The organism is Streptomyces smyrnaeus (genome assembly GCF_017676345.1).
GTDB lineage: Bacteria > Actinomycetota > Actinomycetes > Streptomycetales > Streptomycetaceae > Streptomyces > Streptomyces smyrnaeus.
Genome location: NZ_JAFFZM010000020.1, coordinates 91,232 through 115,862, shown reverse-complemented (window position 1 = coordinate 115,862; position 24,631 = coordinate 91,232). Strand labels below are relative to the sequence as shown.

General features: G+C 73.3%; 17 protein-coding genes. 13 read left to right on the top strand and 4 right to left on the bottom strand.

Annotated elements, in window-relative coordinates; genetic code table 11:
* Positions 1–140: 140 nt before the first annotated feature.
* Positions 141–2,177: a hypothetical protein gene (locus JW613_RS28170; RefSeq protein ID WP_372448011.1), complete on the top strand. Its 2,037-nt coding sequence runs from the start codon at positions 141–143 to the stop codon at positions 2,175–2,177.
* Here the strand turns inward: JW613_RS28170 and JW613_RS28165 are convergent.
* Positions 2,135–4,618 carry a glycosyltransferase gene (locus JW613_RS28165; RefSeq protein ID WP_209213688.1) on the bottom strand — a complete coding sequence of 828 codons (2,484 nt, stop codon included), beginning with the start codon at positions 4,616–4,618 and terminating at the stop codon, positions 2,135–2,137. The two genes, JW613_RS28170 and JW613_RS28165, sit on opposite strands and share 43 nt — an antisense overlap.
* A gap of 187 nt (positions 4,619–4,805) precedes the next feature.
* Here JW613_RS28165 and JW613_RS28160 point away from each other — a divergent pair, with 187 nt between their 5' ends.
* The 3 genes from JW613_RS28160 (at position 4,806) to JW613_RS28150 (ending at position 8,932) form a co-directional block, all read left to right on the top strand.
* A complete protein-coding gene (locus JW613_RS28160; protein ID WP_209213687.1) occupies positions 4,806–6,206 on the top strand; it encodes an acyltransferase family protein in 1,401 nt (466 codons plus the stop codon).
* On the top strand, positions 6,206–7,882 hold the full coding sequence (locus JW613_RS28155) for an acyltransferase family protein (RefSeq protein ID WP_245226406.1): 1,677 nt from the start codon (positions 6,206–6,208) through the stop codon (positions 7,880–7,882). Before JW613_RS28160 ends, JW613_RS28155 begins: the two co-directional genes overlap by 1 nt.
* 138 nt (positions 7,883–8,020) lie before the next feature.
* On the top strand, positions 8,021–8,932 hold the full coding sequence (locus JW613_RS28150; RefSeq protein ID WP_209213686.1) for a class I SAM-dependent methyltransferase: 912 nt from the start codon (positions 8,021–8,023) through the stop codon (positions 8,930–8,932).
* Positions 8,933–9,087: 155 nt separating this feature from the next.
* Here JW613_RS28150 and JW613_RS28145 read toward each other — a convergent pair whose 3' ends face one another.
* Together JW613_RS28145 and JW613_RS28140 are read right to left on the bottom strand one after the other, a co-directional pair.
* Positions 9,088–10,338: an NAD(P)-binding domain-containing protein gene (locus tag JW613_RS28145; protein WP_209213685.1), complete on the bottom strand. Its 1,251-nt coding sequence runs from the start codon at positions 10,336–10,338 to the stop codon at positions 9,088–9,090.
* Positions 10,339–10,605, bottom strand: coding sequence for an ATP-binding protein (locus tag JW613_RS28140; RefSeq protein WP_307866071.1), 267 nt, complete (start codon positions 10,603–10,605; stop codon positions 10,339–10,341).
* 121 nt (positions 10,606–10,726) lie between these two features.
* On the opposite strand from JW613_RS28140, the gene JW613_RS28135 reads away from it, so the two are divergent.
* Positions 10,727–11,269, top strand: a complete 543-nt coding sequence (locus tag JW613_RS28135) for a GntR family transcriptional regulator (RefSeq protein ID WP_209213683.1) — start codon at positions 10,727–10,729, stop codon at positions 11,267–11,269.
* Positions 11,266–12,045, top strand: coding sequence for a GntR family transcriptional regulator (locus JW613_RS28130; RefSeq protein ID WP_209213682.1), 780 nt, complete (start codon positions 11,266–11,268; stop codon positions 12,043–12,045). Before JW613_RS28135 ends, JW613_RS28130 begins: the two co-directional genes overlap by 4 nt.
* A 25-nt stretch (positions 12,046–12,070) precedes the next feature.
* Here JW613_RS28130 and JW613_RS28125 read toward each other — a convergent pair whose 3' ends face one another.
* Positions 12,071–13,939 carry an arabinofuranosyltransferase AftB family protein gene (locus JW613_RS28125; RefSeq protein ID WP_209213681.1) on the bottom strand — a complete coding sequence of 623 codons (1,869 nt, stop codon included), beginning with the start codon at positions 13,937–13,939 and terminating at the stop codon, positions 12,071–12,073.
* Positions 13,940–14,353: 414 nt separating this feature from the next.
* On the opposite strand from JW613_RS28125, the gene JW613_RS28120 reads away from it, so the two are divergent.
* The 7 genes from JW613_RS28120 (at position 14,354) to JW613_RS28090 (ending at position 24,579) form a co-directional block, all read left to right on the top strand.
* Entirely contained in the window at positions 14,354–14,977 is a 624-nt protein-coding gene (locus JW613_RS28120; RefSeq protein WP_245226424.1) for an acyltransferase, read from the top strand.
* A gap of 142 nt (positions 14,978–15,119) precedes the next feature.
* Positions 15,120–16,274, top strand: a complete 1,155-nt coding sequence (locus JW613_RS28115; protein ID WP_209213679.1) for a DegT/DnrJ/EryC1/StrS family aminotransferase — start codon at positions 15,120–15,122, stop codon at positions 16,272–16,274.
* A 188-nt stretch (positions 16,275–16,462) separates the two neighbouring features.
* Positions 16,463–17,632, top strand: coding sequence for a Gfo/Idh/MocA family oxidoreductase (locus JW613_RS28110; RefSeq protein WP_245226423.1), 1,170 nt, complete (start codon positions 16,463–16,465; stop codon positions 17,630–17,632).
* Positions 17,629–20,433 (top strand): glycosyltransferase family 4 protein, encoded by a 2,805-nt coding sequence (locus JW613_RS28105; RefSeq protein WP_209213678.1) that lies wholly within the window; start codon positions 17,629–17,631, stop codon positions 20,431–20,433. Before JW613_RS28110 ends, JW613_RS28105 begins: the two co-directional genes overlap by 4 nt.
* Positions 20,434–20,493: 60 nt before the next feature.
* Positions 20,494–22,350: a glycosyltransferase gene (locus JW613_RS28100; RefSeq protein WP_372448010.1), complete on the top strand. Its 1,857-nt coding sequence runs from the start codon at positions 20,494–20,496 to the stop codon at positions 22,348–22,350.
* On the top strand, positions 22,235–23,515 hold the full coding sequence (locus JW613_RS28095) for a nucleotide sugar dehydrogenase (RefSeq protein ID WP_307866074.1): 1,281 nt from the start codon (positions 22,235–22,237) through the stop codon (positions 23,513–23,515). The genes JW613_RS28100 and JW613_RS28095 overlap by 116 nt, the downstream gene beginning before the upstream one ends.
* Complete coding sequence (locus JW613_RS28090; RefSeq protein ID WP_209213676.1) at positions 23,512–24,579, top strand: glycosyltransferase family 2 protein; 1,068 nt, start codon at positions 23,512–23,514, stop codon at positions 24,577–24,579. The genes JW613_RS28095 and JW613_RS28090 overlap by 4 nt, the downstream gene beginning before the upstream one ends.
* The last annotated feature ends 52 nt before the right edge of the window (positions 24,580–24,631 follow it).

The following is a 24,631-nucleotide window of genomic DNA, read 5'->3' as shown; positions in this document are numbered from 1 at the left end:
CGCCGGGTGCTGCCTACCGTCAAAGGGTGGGTGCGCTGGTGGACGACGTGCTGGGGCGTCAACGCCGTGCCGCGCTGGTCCGGTCCAGGACCAGCGCGGCCGGCGCGTTGCTGCTGCTCACCGTCGGCTACCTGCTCCAGATGCTGGGCATCGCGCAGCGCCACGTGGCGCTCGTCGTCGCGGGTGCGGGCCTGGGCCTGCTGACCGAGGCGCTGCTGTCCGTCCGTGCGAGGCGCATGACACGTGAGCTGCGCCAGGCACAGCTCACCCCGCCCGCACGGCAGCTGGTGCGGGACGCCCTGCTGCTCGGCGGTCTGGGCAGGCTGGATGTGCTGCGGCCGGGCGGCGCCGGCGCGCTGCTGCTGGGTGCCCTGCTGCTGTGCTGGACGGTGCACTTCGGCTGCCAGTCGGTCGCGGAGGCGGTGCGCAGCGGGCGCAGGCTGCCGGTGGTCACCCGGAACATCGACGCCTCGGCGCTGCGGCTGACCCCCTCACCGCCCGCGCTGTTCGCCGAACGGGAGACGCTGCGGCTGACGGGCGTCTCCGCGCTGACGACCGGTGCGATGTGCGCCGCTGCGGTGACGGGCGATCTGGTGTGGGCGCTGGTCGTCGCCTGGTGCTGCTGTGCCGGGGTGCTGGCCGGGACCGGGTGGCTGGCCACCTGGCTGCTGCCGGGCAAGCGGGTGGTCGGCGAGGAGGAGGCGGTGGCGTGGCTGGACAACTGGCTGGCGCAGTACAGGCCGACCGTCGGCATGTACTTCTCGGGCGGTGCCTCCTCCGCGTACCAGGCGAACATGTGGCTGAGCACCCTGGCCCAGCTGGACGGCAGGCCGCTGATCGTGCTGCGGGAGCGGTTCATGGTGCAGAAGATCGAGACCACCGACATCCCGATCGTGTGCATCCCCAAGGTGTCGCATCTGATGCGGCTGGAGCACTCCACGCTCAAGGTGCTGCTGCACCCGGCCAACTCCGGCAGGACGGCCCAGGTGCTGCGCATCCCCACCCTCAAGCACGCCTTCATCAACCACGGCGAGTCCGACAAGCTCGCCTCCTGCAACCCCTACGCCAAGGCGTACGACCAGGTGTGGGTCGCCGGTGAGGCGGCGCGTGAGCGGTACGCGCGGGCGTGCATCGGGGTGGAGGACAAGGATGTGGTGGAGGTCGGCCGCCCGCAGCTCGCCCCCATCCAGCCCGCCGGTGCCCGCCCGGTGGGCAACGGCACCGGATATCTGACCGTGCTCTACGCCCCCACCTGGGAGGGCTTCACCGACGACCCCGGCAACACCTCCGTGCTCATGGCGGGCGAGAACATCGTCAGGGCGCTGCTGGCGGACCCGAAGGTACGGCTGCTCTACAAACCGCACCCGATGACCGGCACCGTCGACCCGCGGGCCGGCGCGGCCGATCTGCGCATCCGCGCACTGCTCCAGGAGGCCAACGCCGAGCGGGACGGCGAGGAGCCGGACCGGGAGGCGGTGGCCGCGCTGGCGCAGGCGGACCGCGAACTGGCGGCGCTGACCCGGGTGGACTTCGGCCGGCACACCGACGAGGTGGAGCGGATGCTGCGCCAGCCGGCGCCGGAGCCGGGTCGCGCCCAGGCGGCGGCCGAGGCCCTCCGGGTGTGGGAGGAGACGTACTGGGCGGCACAGCCGGCCTGGCAGCACCGCGTCATCACCGGTACGCGGCCCGGACTGTTCAGCTGTTTCAACGAGGCCGACGTGCTGGTCTCGGACGTCTCGTCCGTCGTCTCCGACTACCTCACCAGCGAGAAGCCGTACGCGGTGGCGAACACCAGCGGTATGGACGACGCGGGCTTCCGCTCCGCCTGCCCCACCGTCCGCGCGGCGACCATCCTCGGCCCGGACGGCTCGGGAATCCCGCAACTGCTGCGTTCCGTACGCCATCCGGAAGAGGACACGCTGGCCCCGGCGCGCGCCGCGCTGAAGGTGCGGCTGCTCGGTCCGGCCGAGCCGCCCTCGCTCGTCCGCTTCAACCGCGCGGTGCGGGACCTGGAGCGGGAGGCCGAGGCCCGCGAACGCCGTATGCGTACCGCCCGCGCACAGCAGGAGGGTGAGTGCGCGGGCCCCGCCCCCGCGGAGTGCGTGCAGGACCCTGGGGCGGAGTCCGGGCAGGCTCAGGCGCCGGCGGAGGCGCTGGTGGAGGACGAGCGGCTCTGACGGCTCCGCGCCTCGGCGGAAGCGGCACTGTCCGGCGCGGCGGCGCTGTCCGGTGCGGCGGCGCTGTCCGGCGTGGCCGCCCGCCCCGGCTGTTCGGCGGGTTCCGTCGGGTGTGCGGTAGGCGTCCGCAGGCTGAGGACGAGGTTGTTGTTGAGGGAGAAGTACAGCTGGACGGCCCGGTCGGTGCCGCCCAGCCGCGTCTGCGGGGTGACGTCCGTCTTCTTGCGGTCGGCCAGATCCCCCAGCAGCCGCCCCAGCCGCACCCGCTCGGGCCCCGGGCCGGGGCGCAGCCAAAGGTCCCACACCCCCTCCGGGGAACCGTCGGCGAACGCGACGGGCAGTTCGAAGGGCAGCTCAAGGTGGACGGTGGGGCTCTCCCCCTCGGCACCCCGGCGGCCGGGGAACTCGAAGGCCTGGCGCGGGTTGTCGCGCGGCACCGCCATCAGCACGGGCCCGCCGGACAGCTCCATGGTGCGCCGCGACAGGGCGAGGTCCGGTCCCTTCCCGTACAGCCTCGCCGTGAGTGCGTAGCCGTGCTCGCCCAGTTCGATCGAGGTGACCTCCGCATGCCGGGCACGGGACCAGGCGCGAAGGGCGAGGAAGCCGTCGCTGGTGGCGTACGGGATCCACGGCTGGAGCGTGCCGTTCGAGGTCAGCGGCGCGGGCATGGACAGCAACCGTGCCGTCTCCACCATGAGGGCCCTGACCCGCTTGCTCCCGCCGTTCGAGGTGCGCTCCACGTAGGCGTCCCACCGCGCCTCGAACAGTTCCACCTCGGTGCGGGCCAGCCGGAGTTCGACCCAGCCGTCCGCGTCCGCCTGGTCGCGGGAGGGCAGCGGGACGCGGACCGGTTCCGCACCGTCCCGGTGCCGGGGGCGCAGTGACAGCACCGCGGCGCCCCTGGGGAGGGAGTCGGCGCGCAGTCGCACCAGCACCGTGCCGTCCTGCTCGACCCGGACGTGGGCGAGCGGGCGCGGCATCCCGGTCGCGGCACCCGGCCGCCCCCCGGACCGGTTGCCCCGCAGGGTGCGTACGAGGGGACGCAGGACGGGTAGGAGTGCGCGCGGTACGAGGCGGCGCGCCGTCCGTACGAGGCGCGCGCGCGGGCCACGGCGCGCGACGGGAGCGCCGCCGCCCCGTGACAGCGACTGCGTAGTCGGCGTACTCGGCATACTCGGCGCACTCGGCCCACGCTGCCGAGCGGGCTCACGGTCCGGAGCGCCGGTCCGTCCGGGCCCGGGCGGGGCGGCGGTTGCGGTGGCTCCCGTACCCGGTCGGCCCGCCAGCAGGCGGGACATCAGGTCCTCGTACTCACCCGCGATACGAGTGGGGCTGTAGCGGGCCGCCTTCCGCAGGGCTGCCGCGCCCATGTCGGCGCGGAGGGCCGGGTCCTCGATGAGGTGCAGAAGGGCGTCGGCGTAGCCGCGTACGGTCGTCTCCTCACGCTCGCCGAGCGGGGCGAGCAGCCCGTCCTTGCCGTTGGAGACGATCTCGCCCGGTCCGTAGGGGCAGTCGGTGCTGACGACCGGGACGCCGCAGTGCATCGCCTCCACCAGCGTCATACCGAAGGACTCCGCGTCGGAGGAGACGGCCGCGATGGAGCCCTTCGCCCACTCCGTCTCGATGGGGGAGTGGGCGCCCATCAGGAACGCGCGGTCGTAGAGGCCGAGTCCGTCCAGGGTGGCCCGCAGCGCGTCCTGCTGCGGGCCCCGCCCGTACAGCCGCAGGGACCAGTCGGGGTGTTTGTCCGCGACGAGCGCGAATGCGCGCAGCAGCCGGTCGTACCGCTTGACCTTGATGAGCCGGCCCGCGGCCACGATGAGCTTCGTCCGTCCGTCGGAGGGCTCGACCTGCGGCTCGGGTACCGCGTTGGGTACGCAGACGATCTCGGTCCGCACGTCGGGGAGTGCGGCGCGGTAGTCGGCGGCGTCCGCGTAGGAGACGGTGACGAACGCGTCCAGGTGTGCGAGGGCGGCGTCCTGGTGGGTGCGGATGTGGTCGCTGTGCATCGTGTGGGTGAGGTGTTCCTGCCCGATGCGCACATAACGGTCGGTGCCGTACGCGGCGAGATAGTCGTTGATCTTCGGCCGGGTGCCGATGACGACGTCCGCCTCCAGAGTCTCCAGCAACTCTTTCATCCGCAGGTCGCCCAGCCGGGTGGAGATCCCGCGTTCGAAGTGGTCGCGGCCCTCGGTGAAGCGTTCGCTGCGTCGGTGGTGGTCGGGGTGGTCCCCGTCGTAGTGGGGGGAGGAGCGGCGCAGGTCGATGAGGGAGGTCAGGGTGACGCGCGGATCGAAAGTGAGTGCGGGCTCCTGGCGTGACCGTCGGAGGCTGACCACTTCCACCTGGTGCCGTTCGGCAAGCGCTCCGGAAAGGTTCACCGTCGACCTGATCGTCCCGCCGATCCCATAGGCATTGTCCAGCAGGAATACGATCTTCATCTGCGGCCTCCCCTTCTCTCTGGTGCTCGCTTCTGCACTGTGCTGCCCGAAATCAGCCGTTTTCCACCGACTATTTGAGGTGTGAAAGGGGAGAGGATGCGTTCTTAACACTCGTATGTCCCTCATTCGGCCCCCGCAGCGGCATGCCGCGAACAGATGAGGCCAAACCGCGCTTACTGTCCGATCAATGGCCTCGAAGATCATCGACCCAGCTGGACCGGGCGGCACCGGGAGCAGCCGGCCCGCGGGCACGGGCGTGCCCGCGGAGGGCTCCGACCTGCCGCCGGGCGGCCCCGACGCGCCCACGGACGGCACGGCCGCGCCCCCCGCCGCCGGACACCCCGCGGAGGCCGAACAGCACACCGACCGCGACCTGCCCGCGGACGCCGCCGGCCTCCGCGCCGACGGCGGAACGGGGACCGGGACCGGGACCGGGGCCTGGACCGGAGCCGGGGCCGGGGGCGACGTCGAGACGGCCGTGGCGGCGCCCGGTGTGCCGGGCGCCGTGGGCTCCGACGTGGCCGGGCGGGAGGCCGAAGGAGCCGACCGCACGGCGCGGGATCCGTTTCTCGACAACGCGAAGTTCCTGTTGATCGTGCTGGTGGTCGTCGGCCACACCTGGCCGATGGGGCTCGTCGAGGGGTCCCGGACCGTCAAGGCCGCCTACCTGTGGATCTCCTCGTTCCACATGCCCGCCTTCATCCTGCTGAGCGGCTACTTCTCGCGCGGGTTCACCGGGCGTCCCGCGCAGCTGCGCAAGCTGCTGGCCGGGGTCCTGGTGCCCTACCTCGTCTTCGAGCTCCTCTACGCGGCGGTGGAGGCCGCCGCCTGGGGGAAGCCGTTCCGGCTCACCCTGACCGAACCCACGTTCGTGTGCTGGTTCCTGGCCGCGCTCTTCGTCTGGCGGCTGACCGTGCCGCTCTGGCGGGTGATCCCCTGGCCGCTGCCGGTGGCCGCACTCGTCTCGCTCGCGGCGGGCACCTCCACCGTGGGACACGATCTGGCCCTGCCCCGCGTACTGATGTTCCTGCCGTGGTTCGTGCTCGGACTGACCCTGCGGCCGGCCCACTTCGCGCTGCTGCGTACGAGCGGGCTGTTGCGCTGGTGCGCGCCGCCGGTGCTCGTCGCGGGCGGCGTCGCGGCGTACGCGCTGGCGCCGGGCACCGATGTGCACTGGCTGTGGATGAGCCACGGGCAGGCCGAGCTGGGCGTGGGGACCTCGACCTATCTGCTGGTACGGATCGGCCTGTTCGCGGTGACGGCGCTGATGACCGGCGCCTTCCTCGCCCTGGTGCCCCGGCGCGCCCGATGGCTGACGGCGCTCGGGGCCGTGACGCTCTACCCGTACCTGCTGCACGGACTGCTGACCACTGCCGCACACGCCTACGGCTGGGATGCGCCGCTGCGCCCGCTGGGCCCGCTCGGCGCCGCCCTGCTGACGGCCTGTGGAGCCGCCGTCGCGGTACTGCTGTCGACCGCGCCCGTACGGCGGCTCGCGCGGCCCCTCATCGAGCCACCGGTGCCGGGCCTCACCTGGCCGCGGCGCCGGCGGGGCTCGCCCGGAACGAGTGAGCCAAGGACGGCGTGATGGCCTGGGACCCTTTCACCGACCCTTTCGCGACGCCAGGTCGCGCGGCGCACGGCGCCGCGACCTGGCCCTCCTCGCCCACCGCGGCGGCGCCGCGCGGGGCGCCGCCGGAGCACTTCGCCGCGGCCCGGTCGGCCCCGACGGTGTCGACCGTGGGGCCCTTCGCGCAGCCTGCGCCGTTCCTCACCGAAGCGGGGCCCGAAGCCGGGGCGGGCACGGCGGACGACGCCCCCGGCGCGGCACCCGCGGGAACGCCCCCGCCCGGCTCCGGGCTCCCCGCGCCCGCTTCCGCACCGCCCTCCTCGGGCACCCGGCGCCGCCCGCGGGCCCGCCGGGGTGCGGCGGGGGACGCGTGGGCGGCGGAAGGCCCGCGTGACACGCGCGGGGACGCCCGTACTGGCGCGCAGCTCCCGGCGGGGGCGCTCCCGGGCGGACGGACGCGATTGCGCCGACCGCACGGAGCCTCGGCGGTGGGCCGGGCGGGCATGCGCGACCCGTTCCTGGACAACGCGCGGTTCCTGCTCGTCGTGCTCGTCGTCCTCGGGCACAACTGGGCCCCCGTCGCCGACGCGATGCGCGGTGTCGAGGCCGCCTCCCTGCTGCTGTACTCCTTCCACCTGCCGGCGCTCGTCCTGCTGTGCGGCCACCTGTCGCGAAGCTTCACCGGACGGCCCGACCAGGTCCGCAGACTGCTGACCCATGTACTGGTGCCCTATCTCGTCTTCGAGGCGGCCTACGCGGGGATGCACACCCTCTTCTGGGACCGGCCCTTCACCGTCTCCCCCACCCGGCCCGCCTTCGTGTGCTGGTTCCTGGCGGCACTGTTCGTCTGGCGGCTGACCGCACCCCTGTGGCGTGCCGTCCGCTGGCCGGTGGCCTTCGCCGCGGCGCTGTCCGTCGCGGCCGGCTTCACCGATCTGGGGGAGGAGCTCGCGCTGCCCCAGCTGCTGATGTACTGGCCGTGGTTCGTCCTGGGGCTGCGGCTGCGCGGCGATCAGCTGCGCCCGCTGCGGCACCGCGCCGCGCGCAGATGGGCGCTGCCCGTGATGGCCGCCGCCGCGGTCGGCGCCTGGTGGGCGGCGCCCCGGGTGGACCGCGAGTGGCTGCTGATGGAGGCGGGCGCCCACGAGCTGGGCCTGCGGCCACTGCTGTACGTGGGCGTACGGCTGGCGCTGTTCGCCGTCGGGGCGGTGCTCGTCGCCGCCTTCCTCGCGCTCGTCCCCGCCCATCGCACCGGATACACCGTGCTGGGCGCCTGTGCGCTGTACCCGTTCCTGCTGCACGGGCTCGTCGTCCAGGCCGTCGAGAAGGCCGGCGGGTACGAGGCGGTGCTCACCGGGGGCCTGCTGGCCGTGGTGGGCACCACGGTGCTGGCGGGCGGGCTCGCCGTGCTGCTCGGGCTGCCGCAGGTGCGCAAGGTGCTGTGGCCGCTGGTCGAACCGCCCTTCCCCGGCTGGCTGCGCGGACGCCCGGGCCGGGCGGACGAGGAAGCACCGGACGACACGGCGGCAGCCGGGGAGCGGGTGCCCAGGGCGGCGGCGCCGCACGGGACGGGCGGCCGGTCCGCGTCCGGTGGCCGGCCTCCGGCGGTCGGCCGGCCCGCGGTCGGCGGCTGGTCGGCGGCGGCCCGGGCGGCCGGGGCCGGCGGGCCGGGTGGGGCCCGGAACGGCGGCTGAACTCCGTATGGCTGCCGGACGGCGGTGCGCCGAAGCTCTGCCGATCGGGGGCGCCGGGGCGTGCGCCGGATCGCCCCGGCGCCCTATACAGGGCCGTGGACCCCACGCACGCACCCGTCCCAAGGAGACCCCCTCCCCATGACGACCACAGCCACGTCCGGTCAGGCTCCCCCGGCCGAGACCCAGGGTCTGCCCCAGCCCCGGACCTTCGACGAGGTGCCCGGCTGGTTCTACCGGACGGACCTCGTCCTCTTCGACTGGTTCCTGACCCGGCAGCGGGACCTCCGGCACCGCGGCGACCTGCTGGAGATGGGCGCCTACCTGGGCAAGAGCGCCGTGCTCATGGGCGCTTACCTGGACGCTCCGGAAGAACGGTTCACCGTCTGCGACCTGTTCGACTCCGACGCCGCACCCGACGAGGCCAACGGGCGCGAGATGCGGCACTCCTACTCGACACTCACCCGGCGCGCCTTCGAGGCCAACTATCTGTCGTTCCACGACGAACTGCCGCGGATCCTGCAGGCGCCGACCACAGCGGTGCCCGGCGAGGTGGCGGACGGCAGCTGCCGCTTCGTCCACGTCGACGCCTCACATCTGTACGAACATGTGCACGGGGACATCGCCGCAGCGCGGGACACCCTCGGCCCCGAGGGGATCGTCGTCCTCGACGACTACCGCTCCGACCACACACCAGGTGTCGCCTGCGCCACCTGGCAGGCCGTACTGGAGAGCGGACTGCGGCCGGTGTGCGTCTCCAGCCACAAGTTCTACGGCACCTGGGGCGACCCGCGCCCCTGGCAGGACGCGCTCCACTCGGAGCTGCGGGCACGCGGCAAATGCTGGTTGCAGTGGCAGCAGGTCGCCGGGCAACGGCTGCTGCTGGTGGGGGCGCGCAAGGCCGACCCGCCCACCCTGCCCGTCTCGCGCCACGCCTCTCCCGCGAGTGCCGCCGTCCGGAAGCCTCCGCCCCGCGCGGCTGCCGCCCGCCGCCTCGCGGTCGATCTGCTGCCCCCCGTGATGACCCGCGCCCTCCGCCGCGCCCGCCGCTGACAGCCCCCTTCGCCGTCACCGCCTGCCCTGGTCCCCCCCCGCTGCGCCGCCCGCCGTGCACACCGCCCGGTCGGCGCGGGCGGGCGTGGGCCGCAGTCGCGCGGGGAACGAGGCCGCCGGCGGTCGAAGGACGGAGTGCCGGGCAAAGCGGCTGGTCAGCGCAGAGCCTGCCTGACCCGGGTACGCAGCGTCTCGTCCGCGATGGTCTCGGCGTCGCGCCAGGCTGCTGCGGTGACCTCCTCGGTCTGGAGCTCGCCGACACCGGCCGAGGTGCGGAAGAGGAATCGGAAGTCGGCGTGCTGATGCTCGGGCGCGATGGCGGCGCGGTCGGCAGGGCTGATCTCGTGCATGCCAGGGGGCAGCTCGCCGCGGGCGAGCACGGCGCAAGCAGCCAGGATCTCCGCCTGCACGAGGAAGATGAACGGCCCCACGCTGGCTCCATGCAGGAAGTTGACCGCGTTGCCGCCGTTGAGCAGGTAAAAATAGTGGCCGGTCGTCATGTATCGGGTGACGTGCTCGCCGGTCCGGGTGCGCTCGTAGACCTCCGGTAACCCGTCGAGTTCGAGCTCGTCCTCGCTGCTTGTCACGGTCGCCACATAGGTGCCGTTGCGTAGCCGCGGGAAGTCCTCGCCGCGCAGTGACAGCGACCCGGTCGCGCACAGTACGAGCCCAGCGTCCTCCAGGCCGCTTGCGCGGTCGCGGGCCACGGCGAAGCCCTGCGACAGAGCCTGAGTACGGCGCACGGGGTCGATGTCGTAGACGGTTACCCGAATGCCCTTGGCGTGCAGGAGGCGGGCGATCGAGCTGCCCAACTTGCCGAAGCCGATCACCAAGGCCGGGCGACCGTGCAGGATGTCGGCGCGGCTGCGCAGCAGGGCCTCGGTGGAGAAGACGACCGACTGCCCGACGAGGAAGTCTTCCGGGTCCTTGAGGGGCGAGCGCGCCACTGATACGACCGGGCACGGCAGCTTGTCGAGTTCTGCGTACCGCTTGTGTCCGTTCTCGGTGTCCTCGACCACGCCCAGGATGCGACCGGAGAAGTGGTCACACAGCCCGGCGAGGGCCGAGGTGAAGTAACCGCCGACATCGAACAGCACGACGGGGCGACCTGCGGCGCGCGCCTCGATATACCGCACGGCGCGGTCGGTGTCCGAGAACAGCTCACGCGAGAGCGTGTCGCATGAGTGTCCCTCCGCCTCGACCTGGTGCCGCGCCTCGGCCCGTACGGACTTCGGCTTGGGCAACACAGCTCGCAGATCCGTCACGCTCGCCACGCTGCGTACGAACGCAGGGCGCTCCGGGAGCAGATGTGTGATCAGGAACGCTGCCGGGCGCTCAGCGGGTTTGAAGCGCGCAGCGATCCGACCGAAGTAGGCGTCCAGGCGGGCGCGTTCGAAGGTTTCCATTCACCCGGCTCCTTCCAGTTCGGGCTTGAGCTTGAAATGCAGCCATACAGACTTGCCGACGACGTGTTCGGTCACGCCGCAGTCATCTGCCAGTGCCTCCACCAGGAGCAGCCCGCGACCGGTCTCCTCGTCGGCACCGGAAGTTCGGACCTCAGGGCGCCCTTCGCCACTGTCCCGGACCTCCAACCGAACCAATGAGCCATCCATGTCGAGCCGTACGCAGAACTCCCTTCCTAGCGGCACCCCATGAAGCAGTGCATTGCCCACCGTCCTTTCCAAGGCCCACATTCGGCGACACTACTGCTATTCGCGAAATGCGGCGAGGTGACCGAGTGGCTTACTGTGTAAAGCAGCAAGGTTCGGAGACGTCGGCTGTGCGGAGGATGCCGTGAGCGACAGCGTTTGGGTCAGTGCCTCGGCCTCGTACCTGGCGCGGGGCAAGGAGGGGGCACGCGACGCGTGGGCCACCGAAACCGCGGCCCAAGGGCGTCGGGGCAGTCAGCGCATCGTCCACGCCGGAGTGGTGGTGGCGCCGGCCGACGTGGCGGAGCTGTTCGGTGTGCCTGAAGGGCAAGAGGTCGTCGTGCGGCGGAGGATCATGTATCTCGATGACGAGCCGTGCGAGTTGACCGATACCTATTATCCCGCTGATATCGCCCGGGGGACCCGGCTGGCGGAGACGGCGAAGATCCCCGGTGGGGCGGTCGCTCTGCTCGCCGATCTCGGGCACCAAGGTGTTCGAGTCCGCGAGGACGTGGTTGCTCGGATGCCGAGTCCGGAAGAACGGGAACCGCTGCAGATCGGAACCGGTGAGCCGATCCTGCAGCTGACAAGGCTGACGCTGGACGAGGAGGATCGGCCGATCCAGGTCGACGTGATGGCGATGCCGTCACAGCGTCAGCGGCTGCGCTACGAGCTCAGGATCGGATGATCGTGCCCAAAGTCGACTCGGACGCAAACGACCGTCGTTCGCTGCATGAGCGGATTGCCGCAGACCTGCGTGACGAAATCATGAGCGGGGACTTGGCCCCGGGCTCCGCGCTGCCGTCCACAGCGCAGCTCAAATCCAGGTTCACAGCCTCGAACGCGACCGTGCAGAAGGCGCTGCAGCTCCTCAAGGACGAGCGTCTGGTCGTCGGGCGGCCAGGAGCTGCCGTCACCGTACGCGAACATCGGCAACGCACCATACGGCCGGCCGCATACTCGGCGCCGACGGGGACCGGAGAGCCCTACCGCTGGCTCACCGAGGCGGCGAAGCTCGGCAAGCGAGCGCGCAGCAAGTTGCTGGAAGTGGCCGAAGTCGTTCCGTCGGCGGATGTGGTCGCGGCCCTCGAACTCCCCGAGGAAGGTACTGCCCTGCTCCGCCGCCAAGTGCTCACCATCGACGACGAGCCGGTCGAACTGGTCAAGTCCTACTACCCGCTGGAGATCGCCCGCGGGACGGCGCTGATGGAGCGCCGCAAGATCAAGGGCGGCACACCCACCGTCCTCGCCGAGCTCGGATTTCCGGCCCGGCTGAGCGTGGACCGGGTCTCCGCGCGAGTCCCCACGCAGGAGCAGTACCGGGCTCTCCGGCTTCCCAGTGATCTGCCCGTACTGCGCACGCTGCGCGTCGTGTACAGCGATCATGAGCGTCCCATCGAGGCGACCGTCATGGCCAAAGCCGGCCATCTCTACGAACTGCAGTACGAGTTCCCGCCGGAGTGACAGGTCGCCCAGGGGGAGTCGGGTCTCAGCACAGGTGGCGTTCGGCGGCCAGGGGGTCGGCGGGGATGCGCAGGTGGGTGCGGGACCAGGAGCCGGTGAGGTTGGACCAGAAGCGGTCGGCGGTCAGCGGGGCGCGGGTGGAGGCGAGGAGGTCGGGGAGGGGGCCGCAGGTGAGGGCGTGGCGGGCGGCCGCCACCCGGCGCGGGTCGACGCCTGACGGAACCGGCGTGCCCGGTGCCGTCAGATCGGCGACGACCCATGCGCGGTCGAGCGGCTTCTCGTGTCCGGCCTTGGCGTGGGCGGTCGGTTCGGTGTGGGCGCCGAGCGGGTTGCCGAGGCCGAGCAGGTCGACGACGACCCCGTCCAGCGGGAGGACGGCTCCGGCCAGGCCCAGCCGTGCCTCCGCGCCGCCCACCGGTGCCCGTACGTGCGGCGCCATCCGCACCAGTGGGTATCCGGCGTCGTGGGGCAGCCGCAGCACCAAGGTGTGCTCGCCCTCGCGGACGGCGCGCTGGGCCACCTTCGTGAAGGTGCGGGGCGCCGCGACGTGGTCGTGCTGGCTGACGGGGTGCCGCGCGCCGAGGGCCTGCTGGTAGATGCTGTGCGAGTCGAAGATGATCCGACCGTCGTCGGGGCTCTCCAGCGGTGGGCGGAACGCGAGGAGGCAGACGAGGCCCCAGACGCCCACTGCTGAGGCCAGCGCCGCCGCCGCGCGTCCGTACGGCAGCAGAAAGGCCGGCAGCAGCATCAGGAAGAGTCCGGGCAGGATCATCCGGCCGTGCATGAAGTCACCGCCGACCTTCACGACGAAGAGCACCGACAGCGCTCCGGTCACCACGGGGGCCGCGACCAGGGCGGCGTCCGCGGTGCGTACCGGTTGCGCCGACCATCCGCGGGCTCGGCGGGCCAGCTCTCGCAGGCCGAAGGCGGCGAGGAGGCCGAGCGGTACCCACAGGGCGTACGGATGGAGGGTGTTGACCAGATAGCCCCAGCCGTACTCCCACTGGGTGCCGGAGGCCTCCTTGGCGATGGCCGGGAGCGGGACGAGTACGCCGTAGTACCCGGCGCGGAAGAGCTCGTACGCGAGGGGCAGCGCCAGGGCCGCGCCGGCCCAGCCGAGGGTGGTGCGCGGCGTGGGGCGCCACATCAGCCACAGCGCGGCCAGGAAGACCGCGCTGACCAGGGTGAGGTCCGGCCGCACGAGCGGGCCCAGACCGAGTGCGAACGCGATGGCGGGCAGCGCCCGGCCACCGGGCGCGGTCCGGTCGGGTGCGGCCTGGTCGGTTGTGGTCCGGTCGCCTGTTGCCTGGTCGGTTGCGGCTCGGGCGGTTGCGGTCCGGTCGAGTCCGGCCCGCGCCCGGACCAGCAGCCACCAGCAGCCGCCGAGATAGGCGAAGGTGAGCCCGGTCTCCAGTCCGGAGGTCGCGTAGTCCCAGGTCGCGCACAGCGGGAGCAGTACCAGTACGCCCGCGGGCAGCAGGGCGCCGGCGGGGTGGCGGAGGCGGATCATACGGCGGGTGCCGTCCAGGGCGAGCAGGAACCCCGCCACGGTGAGCAGCAGTCCGAGGGCCACGGCGAGCCGGAGCGGGTCGTCCACTCCGGGTACGGTGCTGCCGGCCGCGAGCAGCCATTGCCACAGGGTCCCGGTGGAGGTCTCGACCCGCTCGCCGACGTTGTAGACGGGGCCGTTGCCGGCGAGGATCTGGCGCACGGTGCGGGTGTAGATCAGCGCGTCGTCGTTGGTCCAGCGGTGCCGGTACCCCAGAACGAGGACTGCCGCGCCGCAGGCGGCGACGGCGAGCGCGTTCCAGCGCTGGGCCAGCGTGCCGGGCAGGCCGAATGCCCGCGGCCCCTCGGCCGGTTGGGGGACGGGGATCTCATCGGAGCTGGACATACCGCCACCTTCCCTCCGGCTCCGCCGGGCCCCTCGGGTGCGGCGCGCCGCCCGGGTGCCGCTCACCCGGCTGGCGGACGTGGGCTGCGGGGCAGCGGGCGGAGTCCACGCCGCGCGCGGCGCGCCGGTCGCGTCACACGCCGGGGGCGTCGCCATCCTCGGCCTCGGACCCCGAACGATTCTCCCGTCCCGGACCCGTACGTCCGCCGGTTCCGGACCCCGAACAGCCGCCCGGCCCGGACCCGTACGTCCGCCCGCCCCGGATCCCGTGACCGCCTGCCCGTCCCGCACCGGGACAGAAAGCGAGCCCTCATGTCCACCGCCGACGCCACCCCCACTCCGGCCACTCCCTCCCCGGCTTCCGCCTCTTCCTTCCGTCCCCCGCACCACACCCGCCTCGGCGGGTTTCGGGCCATGCCCGGTGCGCAGGTCTCCGAGCAGGCCGTCGTCGGAGACGGCAGCACCGTGTGGGAGCTCGCACAGGTGCGCGAGAACGCTCAGCTCGGCGCGGAGTGCGTGGTCGGCCGCGGCGCCTACGTCGGTGCGGGCGTCCGCATCGGGGCGCGGTGCAAACTGCAGAACCACGCCCTCGTCTACGAGCCCGCCGTGCTGGGCGACGGCGTCTTCGTGGGGCCCGCCGTGGTGCTCACCAACGACCGGGCCCCGCGGGCGGTGGACCCGCACGGTGCGCTCAAGCAGGCGAGCGACTGGGAGGCGGTGGGCGTCACCGTCGCCGAGGGGGCCTCGCTGGGCGCCCGGTCGGTGTGTGTGGCCCCGGTACGGATCGGCAGCTGGGCGATGGTGGCCGCGGGCGCCGTGGTGACGGCCGACGTGCCCGACTTCGCCCTCGTCGCGGGGGTGCCGGCCCGCCGTATCGGCTGGGTGGGCCGGGCGGGGCTGCGGCTGCGTCCGCTGCCGGGGCGGCCGGGGGAGTGGGAGTGCCCGCGGACGGGTGCGCGGTATGTGGAGGAGGCCGCGCGCGGGGACGAGGCGTCAGCGGCCACCGTCACGCTCCGCGAGGAAACGCCCATGAGGTGACGCGGTGTGGAGGTCGCAGCCCTCGGCAGGGGTGCTTGTGTAGGCGATCCGGGTGATGCGTACGCAAATCATGCAAGAGAGCGGTCGAATCAGGGTCCACATAGGGATGAATCTGCCGGGGGTACCGGAGGGCACATCCGCCATGCAAGGGCTGCGAAAAGACATCATTCCGGCTGCCGAGCCCACGCTCGCCAGGCCGACCGTACCGGCCGCCAAACCCGTGATCGGGGACGACGAGGTGGCCGCCGCCGTGCGGGTGCTGCGCGACGGCCGCGTGGTGCAGGGCCCGGAAGTGGCGGCGTTCGAGGAGGAGTTCGCGGCGCTGGTCGAGGGCCGCCCGTGCGTCGCCGTGAACTCGGGCACCTCCGCGCTGCACCTGGCGCTGCTCGCGCTCGGCATCGGGCCGGGCGACGAGGTGGTGGTCCCCTCCTTCTCGTTCGCCGCGACGGCCAACGCGGTGCGGCTGGCCGGGGCCGATCCCGTCTTCGCGGAGATCGACCCGGACACCTTCTGCCTCGACCCGGACGCCGCCGCCGAGGCCGTCGGTCCGCGGACGGCCGCGCTGATGCCGGTGCATCTGTACGGCCATCCGGCGCCGATGGGCCGGCTGACCCAGCTCGCGCAGCGGCACGGGCTGGCGGTCGTCGAGGACGCCTGCCAGGCGCACGCGGCCGCGCTGCACGGCCGCCCGGTGGGTGCCTTCGGCGACGCGGCGTGCTTCAGCTTCTACCCCACCAAGAACATGCACACCCTGGAGGGCGGGCTGGTCGTCGTCCCCGACGCGGAGCGGGCCCGCACCCTGCGGCTGCTGCGCAACCAGGGCATGGAGCAGCGGTACGAGAACGAGATCGTCGGCGCCAACATGCGGATGACCGATGTGGCGGCGGCCATCGGACGGGTGCAGCTGGAGCGGCTGCCGGAGTGGACCGAACAGCGCCGCACCAACGCCAAGGCGCTCGACGCGGGGCTGACCGGGGGACTGGTCACCCCGCTGGTGGCCGACGGCGCCCGGCACGTCTACCACCAGTACACGGTCCGGGTGCCCGGCGGCGCCGCCGTACGGGACGCGGTGCAGCGCGAGTTGCAGGCCGCCGGTGTGGGGTGCGCCGTCTACTACCCGACACCCATCCACCGGTTGAAACCGTACGCGCACCTGGGCGCCGATCTCCCGGTCACCGACCAGGCCGCCGCCGAGGTGCTCTCCCTTCCCGTACACCCCTCGCTCACCCCGGGCGACCTGGACCAGATCGTTGCGGCCGCCAACAGCGCGGCGAGCATGGCGGGAGTGATCCGATGACGGCGATAAGAGCGACGGCGGCGGCGAAGGCCCCCGTGGCGCCCACGGCCAACGCCCCCAAGACCACCGTGCCCCCGGTGGCGTACGGCCCCGGGACCGGCACCGCGGCGCCCGTACCGGCCGAGCAGCCCGTCGGGCACCGGCCCGACGGCGCGCGGCTGCGTGCCGGGCTGATCGGGCTGGGCGCGATGGGCCGAAACCACGCGCGGATCCTCTCTTCGCTGGAGGGCGTGGAGTTCGTCGGCGCCGTCGACCCGGCGGGCGACCCGCACGGCAGCGTGCCGGCCGTGTGCGGCGTACCGGTGCTGTCCGAGGTGGCCGACCTGCTGGCGCTGGGCGTCGACTACGCGGTGGTCGCCTGCCCGACGGCGCTGCACGAGGCGGTCGGTCTCCAGCTCGCCGCGCACGACGTGTGCGCGCTCATCGAGAAGCCGCTGGCGCACACGCCGCAGGCGGCGCGGCGGCTGGTGGACGCCTTCGAGGAGCGCGGGCTGGTGGCCGGGGTCGGTCATGTGGAGCGGTTCAATCCGGCACTCCAGCAGCTGCGGGCGCGGCTGGAGGCCGGGGAGCTGGGGGAGGTCTTCCAGGTCGTCACCCGCCGGCAGGGCCCCTTCCCGCACCGCATCGCCGACGTGGGAGTGGTCAAGGATCTGGCCACCCACGACATCGACCTGACGAGCTGGGTCACTGGGCAGGCCTACGCCTCGCTGGCGGCACGCACCCTCTCCAAGAGCGGCCGGGAGCACGAGGACATGGTCGCGGTCGTCGGCTCCCTGACCGACGGCACGATGGTCAGCCACCTGGTGAACTGGCTCAGCCCGCTCAAGGAGCGCTTCACCGCCGTCACCGGGGAGCGGGGCTGCTTCGTCGCCGACACCCTCACCGCCGATCTGACCTTCCACGCCAACGGCGCCGTGGCCACCGAGTGGGAGGCGCTGCGGGCCTTCCGCGGCGTGGCCGAGGGGGACACCGTGCGGTACGCCTTCGCCAAGCGGGAGCCGTTGCTCGTCGAGCACGAGCGGTTCCGCGACGCGGTACGCAACGGTACGGGGCAGGGCAGCGGCATCGTCACGGCCCGCGAGGGGCTGCGGACGGTGCAGGTGTCGGCCGCCGTGCTGGAGTCGGCGAACGAGGCGGCCCCGCCGGCGGACGGCGCACGGGATGCGGCCCCACTGGTCGAACCCCTGGAACCGGTCGAGCGCATGGCGCCCGTCGAGCCACTGGCGCCCGCTGAGCACATGGAGCCTGTCGACCGTGTGGCAGCCGCCGAGGCCGTCGAGGTCCCCCGCGAGCCCGTCGAGGTGGCCCCCACCCGCACCGAGCGCACCGCCCCCACCGCCGCGGAGCACACAGCATGAAGCCAACGCACCGCATCATCCGGCGCCGGACGGCGCGCGGCAGCAACGCCCCGGAAGCGCCCGACGCGGCCGAGGGGCGGATGGGCGAGAGCGCGGCGCGTACCGGGGACGAGCGCCCCCGGGGGCGGCCGCGGCTGGCGGTCGTCGTCGGCAACACCATCACGGGCGACTCCCGGGTGCAGAAGACCGCGATCGCCGCGGCCAGGGCGGGCTGGGACGTGACGCTGATCGGCCGCAGCCCCTCCAAGCGGCGCGAGGAGTCGGTGCTCGGTCCCGTCCGCGTCATCAAGGTGCCGGTCTCGGCGCACATGCGGGCCGTGGTGGCGGCCGAGCGCCGCCGCCCCCAGCTGCGCAGCCGCCTCACCCAGTTCGGACTGCCCGACGACTCCGCCTGGGTACGGGCGCGCGCCGCGCACGCCGCGTGGGTGCGCGAGCAGACGGCGCGCGTGGGCTGGCTCGGCGCGCCCTCGGGCGGACGGCCCGCGCCGCAGGGGCTGCGTACGCCGGAGGCGCTGCCGTCCGCGCTCGCCCGGCAACTGGCCCGGGAGGCCCTCAAGGGGTGGGTGCGGGTCCGCCGGTACGCGCACAAGGGCCGCGGGCGCGCCTACCAGTGGGAGCGCCGCCGGGCCGCCGGGCCGCCGAAGCCGACCGGTGACTGGCGTGTCGACTGGCCCGAACTCCTCGACATCGACCTGGCGTTCGGCCCGGTCATCGAGGAGATCGAGCCGGACGTCATCCACGCCAACGACCATCTGATGATCGCCGTGGGCGCGCGCAGCGCCGCCCGGCTGCGCGCCCGCGGGGTGCCCACCCGCTGGCTGTACGACGCGCACGAGTACGTCCGCGGTGTGGAGTGGCCGGACGCGGTGCGGGCCGGCGCCTTCCCCGGAGTGGAGGAGGAGTTCATCCGCAGGGCGGACGCCGTGGTCACCGTCTCCGGGGAGCTGGCGGGCATTCTGCGGGAGGCCTACGCGCTGCCCGCCGAGCCGCTGGTCGTCGCCAACGCGCCGGTACGCGAGACCGTCAGCGCCTACGCCGGGGAGCGCGTCTCGGTGCGGGACGCCTGCGGGCTGGGCCCGGATGTGCCGCTGCTCGTCTACGCCGGGTGGATCGGCCCCGAGCGCGGCCTGGACACCGCTGTGGAGGGCCTGGCCCAGCTGCCGCACGCGCATCTGGCGCTGGTCGCGGGCAAACAGAACGCGACCCTCCAGGGGCTGCTGGCCCGCGCCGACGAACTCGGCGTCCGGCAGCGGGTGCATGTGGTGCCGTATGTGCCGCAGGAGCAGGTGCCCGACTACCTCTCCTCGGCCGACCTCGGTGTGATCTGCTTCCGGCACGTGCCCAACTGCGAGATCTCGCTGCCCACCAAGGCGGCCGAGTATCTGCACGCCGGACTGCCGCTGATCACCAGCGGGGTGCGGACGCTGCGCAACTTCGTCGAACGCACCGGCGTCGGCGAGGTGTACGTCACCGAGGACGTGCCCTCCTTCGTCGCCGCCGTGCAGCGCGGCCTCGCCCAGCGCAGCACCCTGGCCGCGCGGATCACCGAGCCGCTGCTGCGGGAACTGTCCTGGGAGCAGCAGTCCGCCGGGCTGCTGGACCTCTACGAGCGGCTCGCGGGCCAGGCGGCCGCCGCCAGGCTCGCGCCCCGCAGCGTGCCGTGGTCGGCCTCCGAGCAGCCCGGTCTGGGCGCCCCGGGGCGGGCGGCGCCGCCGCCGGAGCCGGCCACCCCCGGTGGTGTCCCCGCCGGTTGGCGGTCGCTGGACAGCACTCCGGTGCGGCTCGGCATGGGCTGCGCCAACTCGGCCGGCCAGCTGGCCGGGTTCGCGCGGGCGCTGTGCGAGCGGCGCCAGGACCTGTCGGCCGAGGTGGTGATGCACACCCACGACCAGAGCGTCATCTACCCCGCCGACATCTACGCGGTCGGCGAGCGCACCGGTGACCTGGGCTTCCAGCTCGACCGGGCGCGCCGCGTGCTGGGCTCCTACACCCACTACCTGGCCGACTCCTTCACCCCGGCGCTGGGCAGACTCAACGGCGGCCACATCCAGGACGACCTGCCCTCCCTGTCCGCGGCCGGAATCAAGGTGGCGCTGCTGGCGCACGGCAGCGACGTCCGCGACCCGCAACGGCATATGAGCCGCTACGAGAACTCGCTCTTCCACGCGGCGGACGAGGCGATCCTGCGGGCGCTGGCGAAGAAGAGCGCCCGCAACCGGCGGATGGCGGCGCAGAGCGGGCTGCCGCAGTTCGTGACCACCCCCGATCTGCTGGAGGAGCTGCCCGGCGCGCGCTGGGCCCCGCTGGTGGTCGACGTCGACGGCTGGACGAGCGAGCGCCCCGCCATGGAGCGGGCCCGCCCCGTGGTGGTGCACGCGCCCTCCAAACGCTGGACCAAGGGCACCGAGCAGGTGGTGCCGGTGCTGGAGGAGATGGACCGGCGGGGCCTGATCGAGTTCCGGATGGCGACCGGGGTGCCCTGGGTCGAGGTGCAGGAGCTGGTCAAGGAGGCGGACATCGTCGTCGACCAGTTCGCGGTGGGCACCTACGGCACGTTCGCCTGCGAGGGGATGGCCGCGGGCAGGCCGGTCATCGCCTTCCTGGACGAGCGGCTGCACCGGTCGGTCGGTATCCGGCCGCCCATCGTCAACGCCACCCCGGCCACGCTGCGTGGCGCGGTCGAATCCCTGCTCGACGACCGGGAGCTGGCGATGCGGACGGCGCAGGAGTCCGCCGAGTACGTGCGCACCTACCACGACGGCACCTACACGGCCGATGTACTGGACGGCTTCCTGCGCTGAGGCCGCAGCGGCCGGCAGCCGACGACAGAGAGCGGCAGCCGACAACAGAGAGGGGAAGCCGTGGAGTCCGACAGCGGCCCCGGGACGAGCGACACCCCGGCACCGGAGCGGCCCGCCGGGCGGCGGGGCCGGATCGTGATGCTGGTGTGCAACGGGGTGGTCGGTGACTCCCGGGTGCAGAAGACCGCCCGCTCGGCCGCCGAGGCCGGGTGGGAGGTGACGCTGCTGGGCCGGTCCCCCGACGGGCGGCCCGCCTCCTGGCGCATCGGCCCGGCCCAGGTACGGCTGCTGCCGGTACCCACCCCGCTGGCGCACCCGCCCCGCACGGCGCGCCGCCCGCTGCTGACCCGGCCGCTGGCCTACCGGCCGGGCACCGCGCCCTACCGGGTGCAGCGGGTCAAGGCGTGGCGCGACGAACTGCGCACCCGGCGCGCCGCGCTGACCGCGGGAGCCGCCGCCACCGGAGCCCTCGCCCGCAGCCGTCGCCCGTCCCCCGTGGCGCTCCCCCGTGCCGCCGCCCGGCTCGTCCGGCCGTACGCAGCCGCCCGGCTCGCGCTGCCGCGCGCCGCGGCCCGGCTCGTCCAGCGCTGGGTCGGCTTCCGTACCCGGCAGCTCGACCGCAGGACCGCGCTGCGCGGCACCGGCACACTGCTGGACCGCGCGGCAGTGGCCTGGTGGCAGCGCACCCTCAAGGAGCGCTGCTGGCGCAGGCTGTGGCCGAGCCTCTACGACTTCGAGCTGGCCTACGGCCGGGTGGTGGACGAGTTGCGGCCGGACATCATCCACGCCCACGACTTCCGGATGCTGGGCGTGGGAGCGCGCGCCAAGGTCCGTGCGGCGGCCGAGGGGCGGCCGGTGAAGCTGGTGTGGGACGCGCACGAGTATCTGCCCGGCGTCCGGCCCTGGCAGAACGATGTGCGGTGGCTGCCGGCCCATCTGGCGCACGAGCGCGAGTACGTGCCCTGCGCGGACGCCGCCGTCACGGTGTCGGGCACCCTCGCGGCGCTGCTGCGCAGCTCCCACCGGCTGGCCGAGGAGCCCGCCGTCGTCCTCAACGCCCCGGAGCAGCACACCACCCGCCGCAGCTCGTGCGAGGCGCGTTACGAGGCGCAGGAGGGCGCCGCCGACAGCGCCGTGCCGAGTCTGCGCGCCCTGTGCGGCATCGGCACCGACACACCGCTGGTCGTCTACAGCGGTGCCGCCGCGCCGCAGCGCGGTCTGGACACGATGGTGGAGGCGCTGCCCGCGCTGCCCGGGGTGCACACGGCGCTGGTCGTCCCCAAGCCCGCCGCCGGGTATCCGCGTGAGCTGCGGGCGCGGGCGGCGGCGCTCGGGGTGGCCGACCGGCTGCATGTGCTGCCGTACGTGCCCTACTGGCAGGTGGTTCCCTTCCTCACCGAGGCGGACGTGGGCGCGATTCCGCTGCACCACTGGACGAACCACGAGATCGCGCTGATCACCAAGTTCTTCGAGTACGCGCACGCCCGGCTGCCGCTGGTGGTCAGTGACGTCAAGACGATGGCGGCCACCACCTTGGAGACCGGGCAGGGCGAGGTCTTCCGCGCCGAGGACACCGCCGACTACGTACGCGCCGTGCGGGCGGTGCTCGACGACCCGGAGCGCTACCGCGCGGCCTACGAGCGCCCCGGGCTGCTGGAGCGGTGGACCTGGGAGGCGCAGGCCCGCACCCTCGACCGGATCTACACCCAGCTGCTCCAGTCGGCGGCCCAGGAGCGGCGGGACCATCAGGAACAGCCAGAAGGAGACCGGAATGCGGATCTGTGTGGTGGCGCTCGGGAAGATCGGACTGCCGCTGGCCGTCCAGTTCGCGGCCAAGGGACACCGCGTGACGGGCGCGGACACCGACGCGCGGGTGGTGGCGAGCGTCAACGACAAGGTGGTGCCGTTCCCCGGTGAGGCGGGCCTGGACGAACGGCTGGCCGAAGCGGTCGAGGCCGGGCGGCTGTCGGCGACGACGGACACCACGGAGGCCGTCGCCGACGCGGAGGCCGTGGTCGTGGTCGTACCGCTGTTCGTCGACGAGCGGGGCACGCCCGACTTCCGTGCGATGGACGCCGCGACCCGGGCCGTCGCCGCCGGGCTGCGCCCCGGCGCCCTGGTCAGCTACGAGACGACGCTGCCGGTCGGCACCACCCGCGACCGCTTCGCGCCGATGCTCGGCGAGGGCTCGGGGCTGCTGCCGGAGCGGGACTTCTCGCTGGTCTTCTCGCCCGAACGGGTCTTCACCGGGCGGGTCTTCGCCGATCTGCGCCGCTACCCCAAGCTGGTCGGCGGCATCGGCCCGCACTCGGCCAAGGACGGTGTGCGCTTCTACGAGTCCGTGCTGGACTTCGACGTCCGCGAGGAGCTGCCCCGGCCCAACGGGGTGTGGGACCTGGGCTCGGCGGAGGCCGCCGAGCTGGCGAAGCTGGCCGAGACGACCTACCGGGACGTCAACATCGCGCTGGCCAACCAGTTCGCCCGGTTCGCCGACCGGTCCGGTGTGGACATCGAGGCCGTCATCGACGCCTGCAACACCCAGCCCTACAGCCACATCCACCGCCCCGGCATCGCCGTGGGCGGCCACTGCATCCCCGTCTACCCGCGCATGTACCTGTGGAACGACCCGGCGGCGGCCGTCGTACGCGCCGGGCGCGAGACCAACGAGGCCATGCCCGAGCACGCCGTCGACCTGCTCGCCGACGCCTACGGCGATCTGAGCGGGGCCGAGGTGCTGGTACTGGGCGCCGCCTACCGGGGCGGGGTGAAGGAGACCGCGTTCTCCGGCGTCTTCCCCACGGTGTCGGCGCTGCGCGCGCGGGGAGCGCGCCCCTACGTCTCCGACCCGCTGTACGAGCCGCACGAGCTGGCCGACATGGGGCTGCGCCCGCACACCGGCCAGCGGGTGACCGCCGCCGTCGTCCAGACCGACCACCCCGCCTACCGCGAGCTGTCCGCCGACCAGCTGCCGGGCGTCCGGGTGCTGGTCGACGGCCGCCGCGTCACCGACCCGGCGCTGTGGGCGGGTGTACGCCGGGTGGTCATCGGGGACGGCGCCGGGCGAGGGGTGGTGCGCGCATGACCACCGGGCCCGGGCCCCGCCCGGACCGCCCGGACGTCAGCGTCGTCGTCCCCGTCCACAACACGATGCCGTACCTCACCCGCTGCCTGTCCTCCCTCGTCGAGCAGACGCTCGGGCGGCGGCGGACCCAGGTGATCGTCGTCGACGACGGTTCCACCGACGGCAGTACCGAGGAGATCGAACGCTTCGCCGCCCAGCACCCCGGCCTGTTCACCACCGTGCGGCAGCCCAACTCGGGCGGCCCGGCAGCTCCCTGCAACCGGGGCCTGGGGCTGGCCGCCGGGCGCTACGTCTTCTTCCTCGGCGCCGACGACCATCTGGCGCCCGTGGCGCTGGAGCGCATGGTCACCATGGCCGACAACTGCCGCTCGGACGTGCTGCTGTGCAAGATGGTGCCGATCGGCGAACGCACCGTCCCCACTGGTGTCTTCAGCCGCACGGCACCGGTCATCCGGCTGGTCGGCGACGGGCTGCCGTGGGCGCTGTCCAACACCAAGCTGTTCCGCCGCTCCCTGATCGAGGAGCACGGCATCCGCTACGACGAGTCCATGCCCGCCTTCAGCGACCAGCCGTTCGTGCTGGAGGCGTGTGTACGCGCCGCCCGGATCTCCGTACTGGCCGACGAGCCGTACTACTTCGCCGTCCGCCGCACCGACTCCAGCAACATCACCTTCCGCGCCGGCCCCGCGACCCGGCTCAGCTGCACGGAGCGGCTTTTCGAGGCCACCTGCCGCTTCCTGGCCCCCGGGCCGCTGCGTGACGCCTTCCACAAACGCCACTTCCACGTCGAACTCTTCCAGCTGTTCGGCGCGGACTTCGCCGCGCTCCCGCCCCAGGAGCGGGAGGCGGTCTGCACGGGCGCGGCCCGGCTGATCGGCGCCTACGGCGACGGGGTGCTGGAGCGGATCGACCCCCGCCGCCGCCGGACCCTGGAGCTGGCCTGGCGCGGGGATGTGGCCGCGCTGTGCGCGGAGATCGCCGCCGACCCGGCGCGCACTCCCCGCCCGCCGACGGTCGGGCGCTTCCCCGCCGTACGGCGCCTGATGGCGGCGATGCTGGACTGACGGCCCGCGGCCGGCCCCTTCAGCTGACCGCGCGCCGTGCGGACGCGATCAG

Coding starts and splice junctions, on each gene's coding strand:
- JW613_RS28165 (WP_209213688.1), bottom strand. CDS start 4,618: ATGAAGATCGTATTCCTGCTGGACAATGCCTATGGGATCGGCGGGACG.
- JW613_RS28170 (WP_372448011.1), top strand. CDS start 141: ATGCTGGGCATCGCGCAGCGCCACGTGGCGCTCGTCGTCGCGGGTGCG.
- JW613_RS28130 (WP_209213682.1), top strand. CDS start 11,266: ATGATCGTGCCCAAAGTCGACTCGGACGCAAACGACCGTCGTTCGCTG.
- JW613_RS28160 (WP_209213687.1), top strand. CDS start 4,806: ATGGCCTCGAAGATCATCGACCCAGCTGGACCGGGCGGCACCGGGAGC.
- JW613_RS28125 (WP_209213681.1), bottom strand. CDS start 13,939: ATGTCCAGCTCCGATGAGATCCCCGTCCCCCAACCGGCCGAGGGGCCG.
- JW613_RS28150 (WP_209213686.1), top strand. CDS start 8,021: ATGACGACCACAGCCACGTCCGGTCAGGCTCCCCCGGCCGAGACCCAG.
- JW613_RS28110 (WP_245226423.1), top strand. CDS start 16,463: ATGGGCCGAAACCACGCGCGGATCCTCTCTTCGCTGGAGGGCGTGGAG.
- JW613_RS28105 (WP_209213678.1), top strand. CDS start 17,629: ATGAAGCCAACGCACCGCATCATCCGGCGCCGGACGGCGCGCGGCAGC.
- JW613_RS28090 (WP_209213676.1), top strand. CDS start 23,512: ATGACCACCGGGCCCGGGCCCCGCCCGGACCGCCCGGACGTCAGCGTC.
- JW613_RS28120 (WP_245226424.1), top strand. CDS start 14,354: ATGCCCGGTGCGCAGGTCTCCGAGCAGGCCGTCGTCGGAGACGGCAGC.
- JW613_RS28155 (WP_245226406.1), top strand. CDS start 6,206: ATGGCCTGGGACCCTTTCACCGACCCTTTCGCGACGCCAGGTCGCGCG.
- JW613_RS28145 (WP_209213685.1), bottom strand. CDS start 10,338: ATGGAAACCTTCGAACGCGCCCGCCTGGACGCCTACTTCGGTCGGATC.
- JW613_RS28115 (WP_209213679.1), top strand. CDS start 15,120: ATGCAAGGGCTGCGAAAAGACATCATTCCGGCTGCCGAGCCCACGCTC.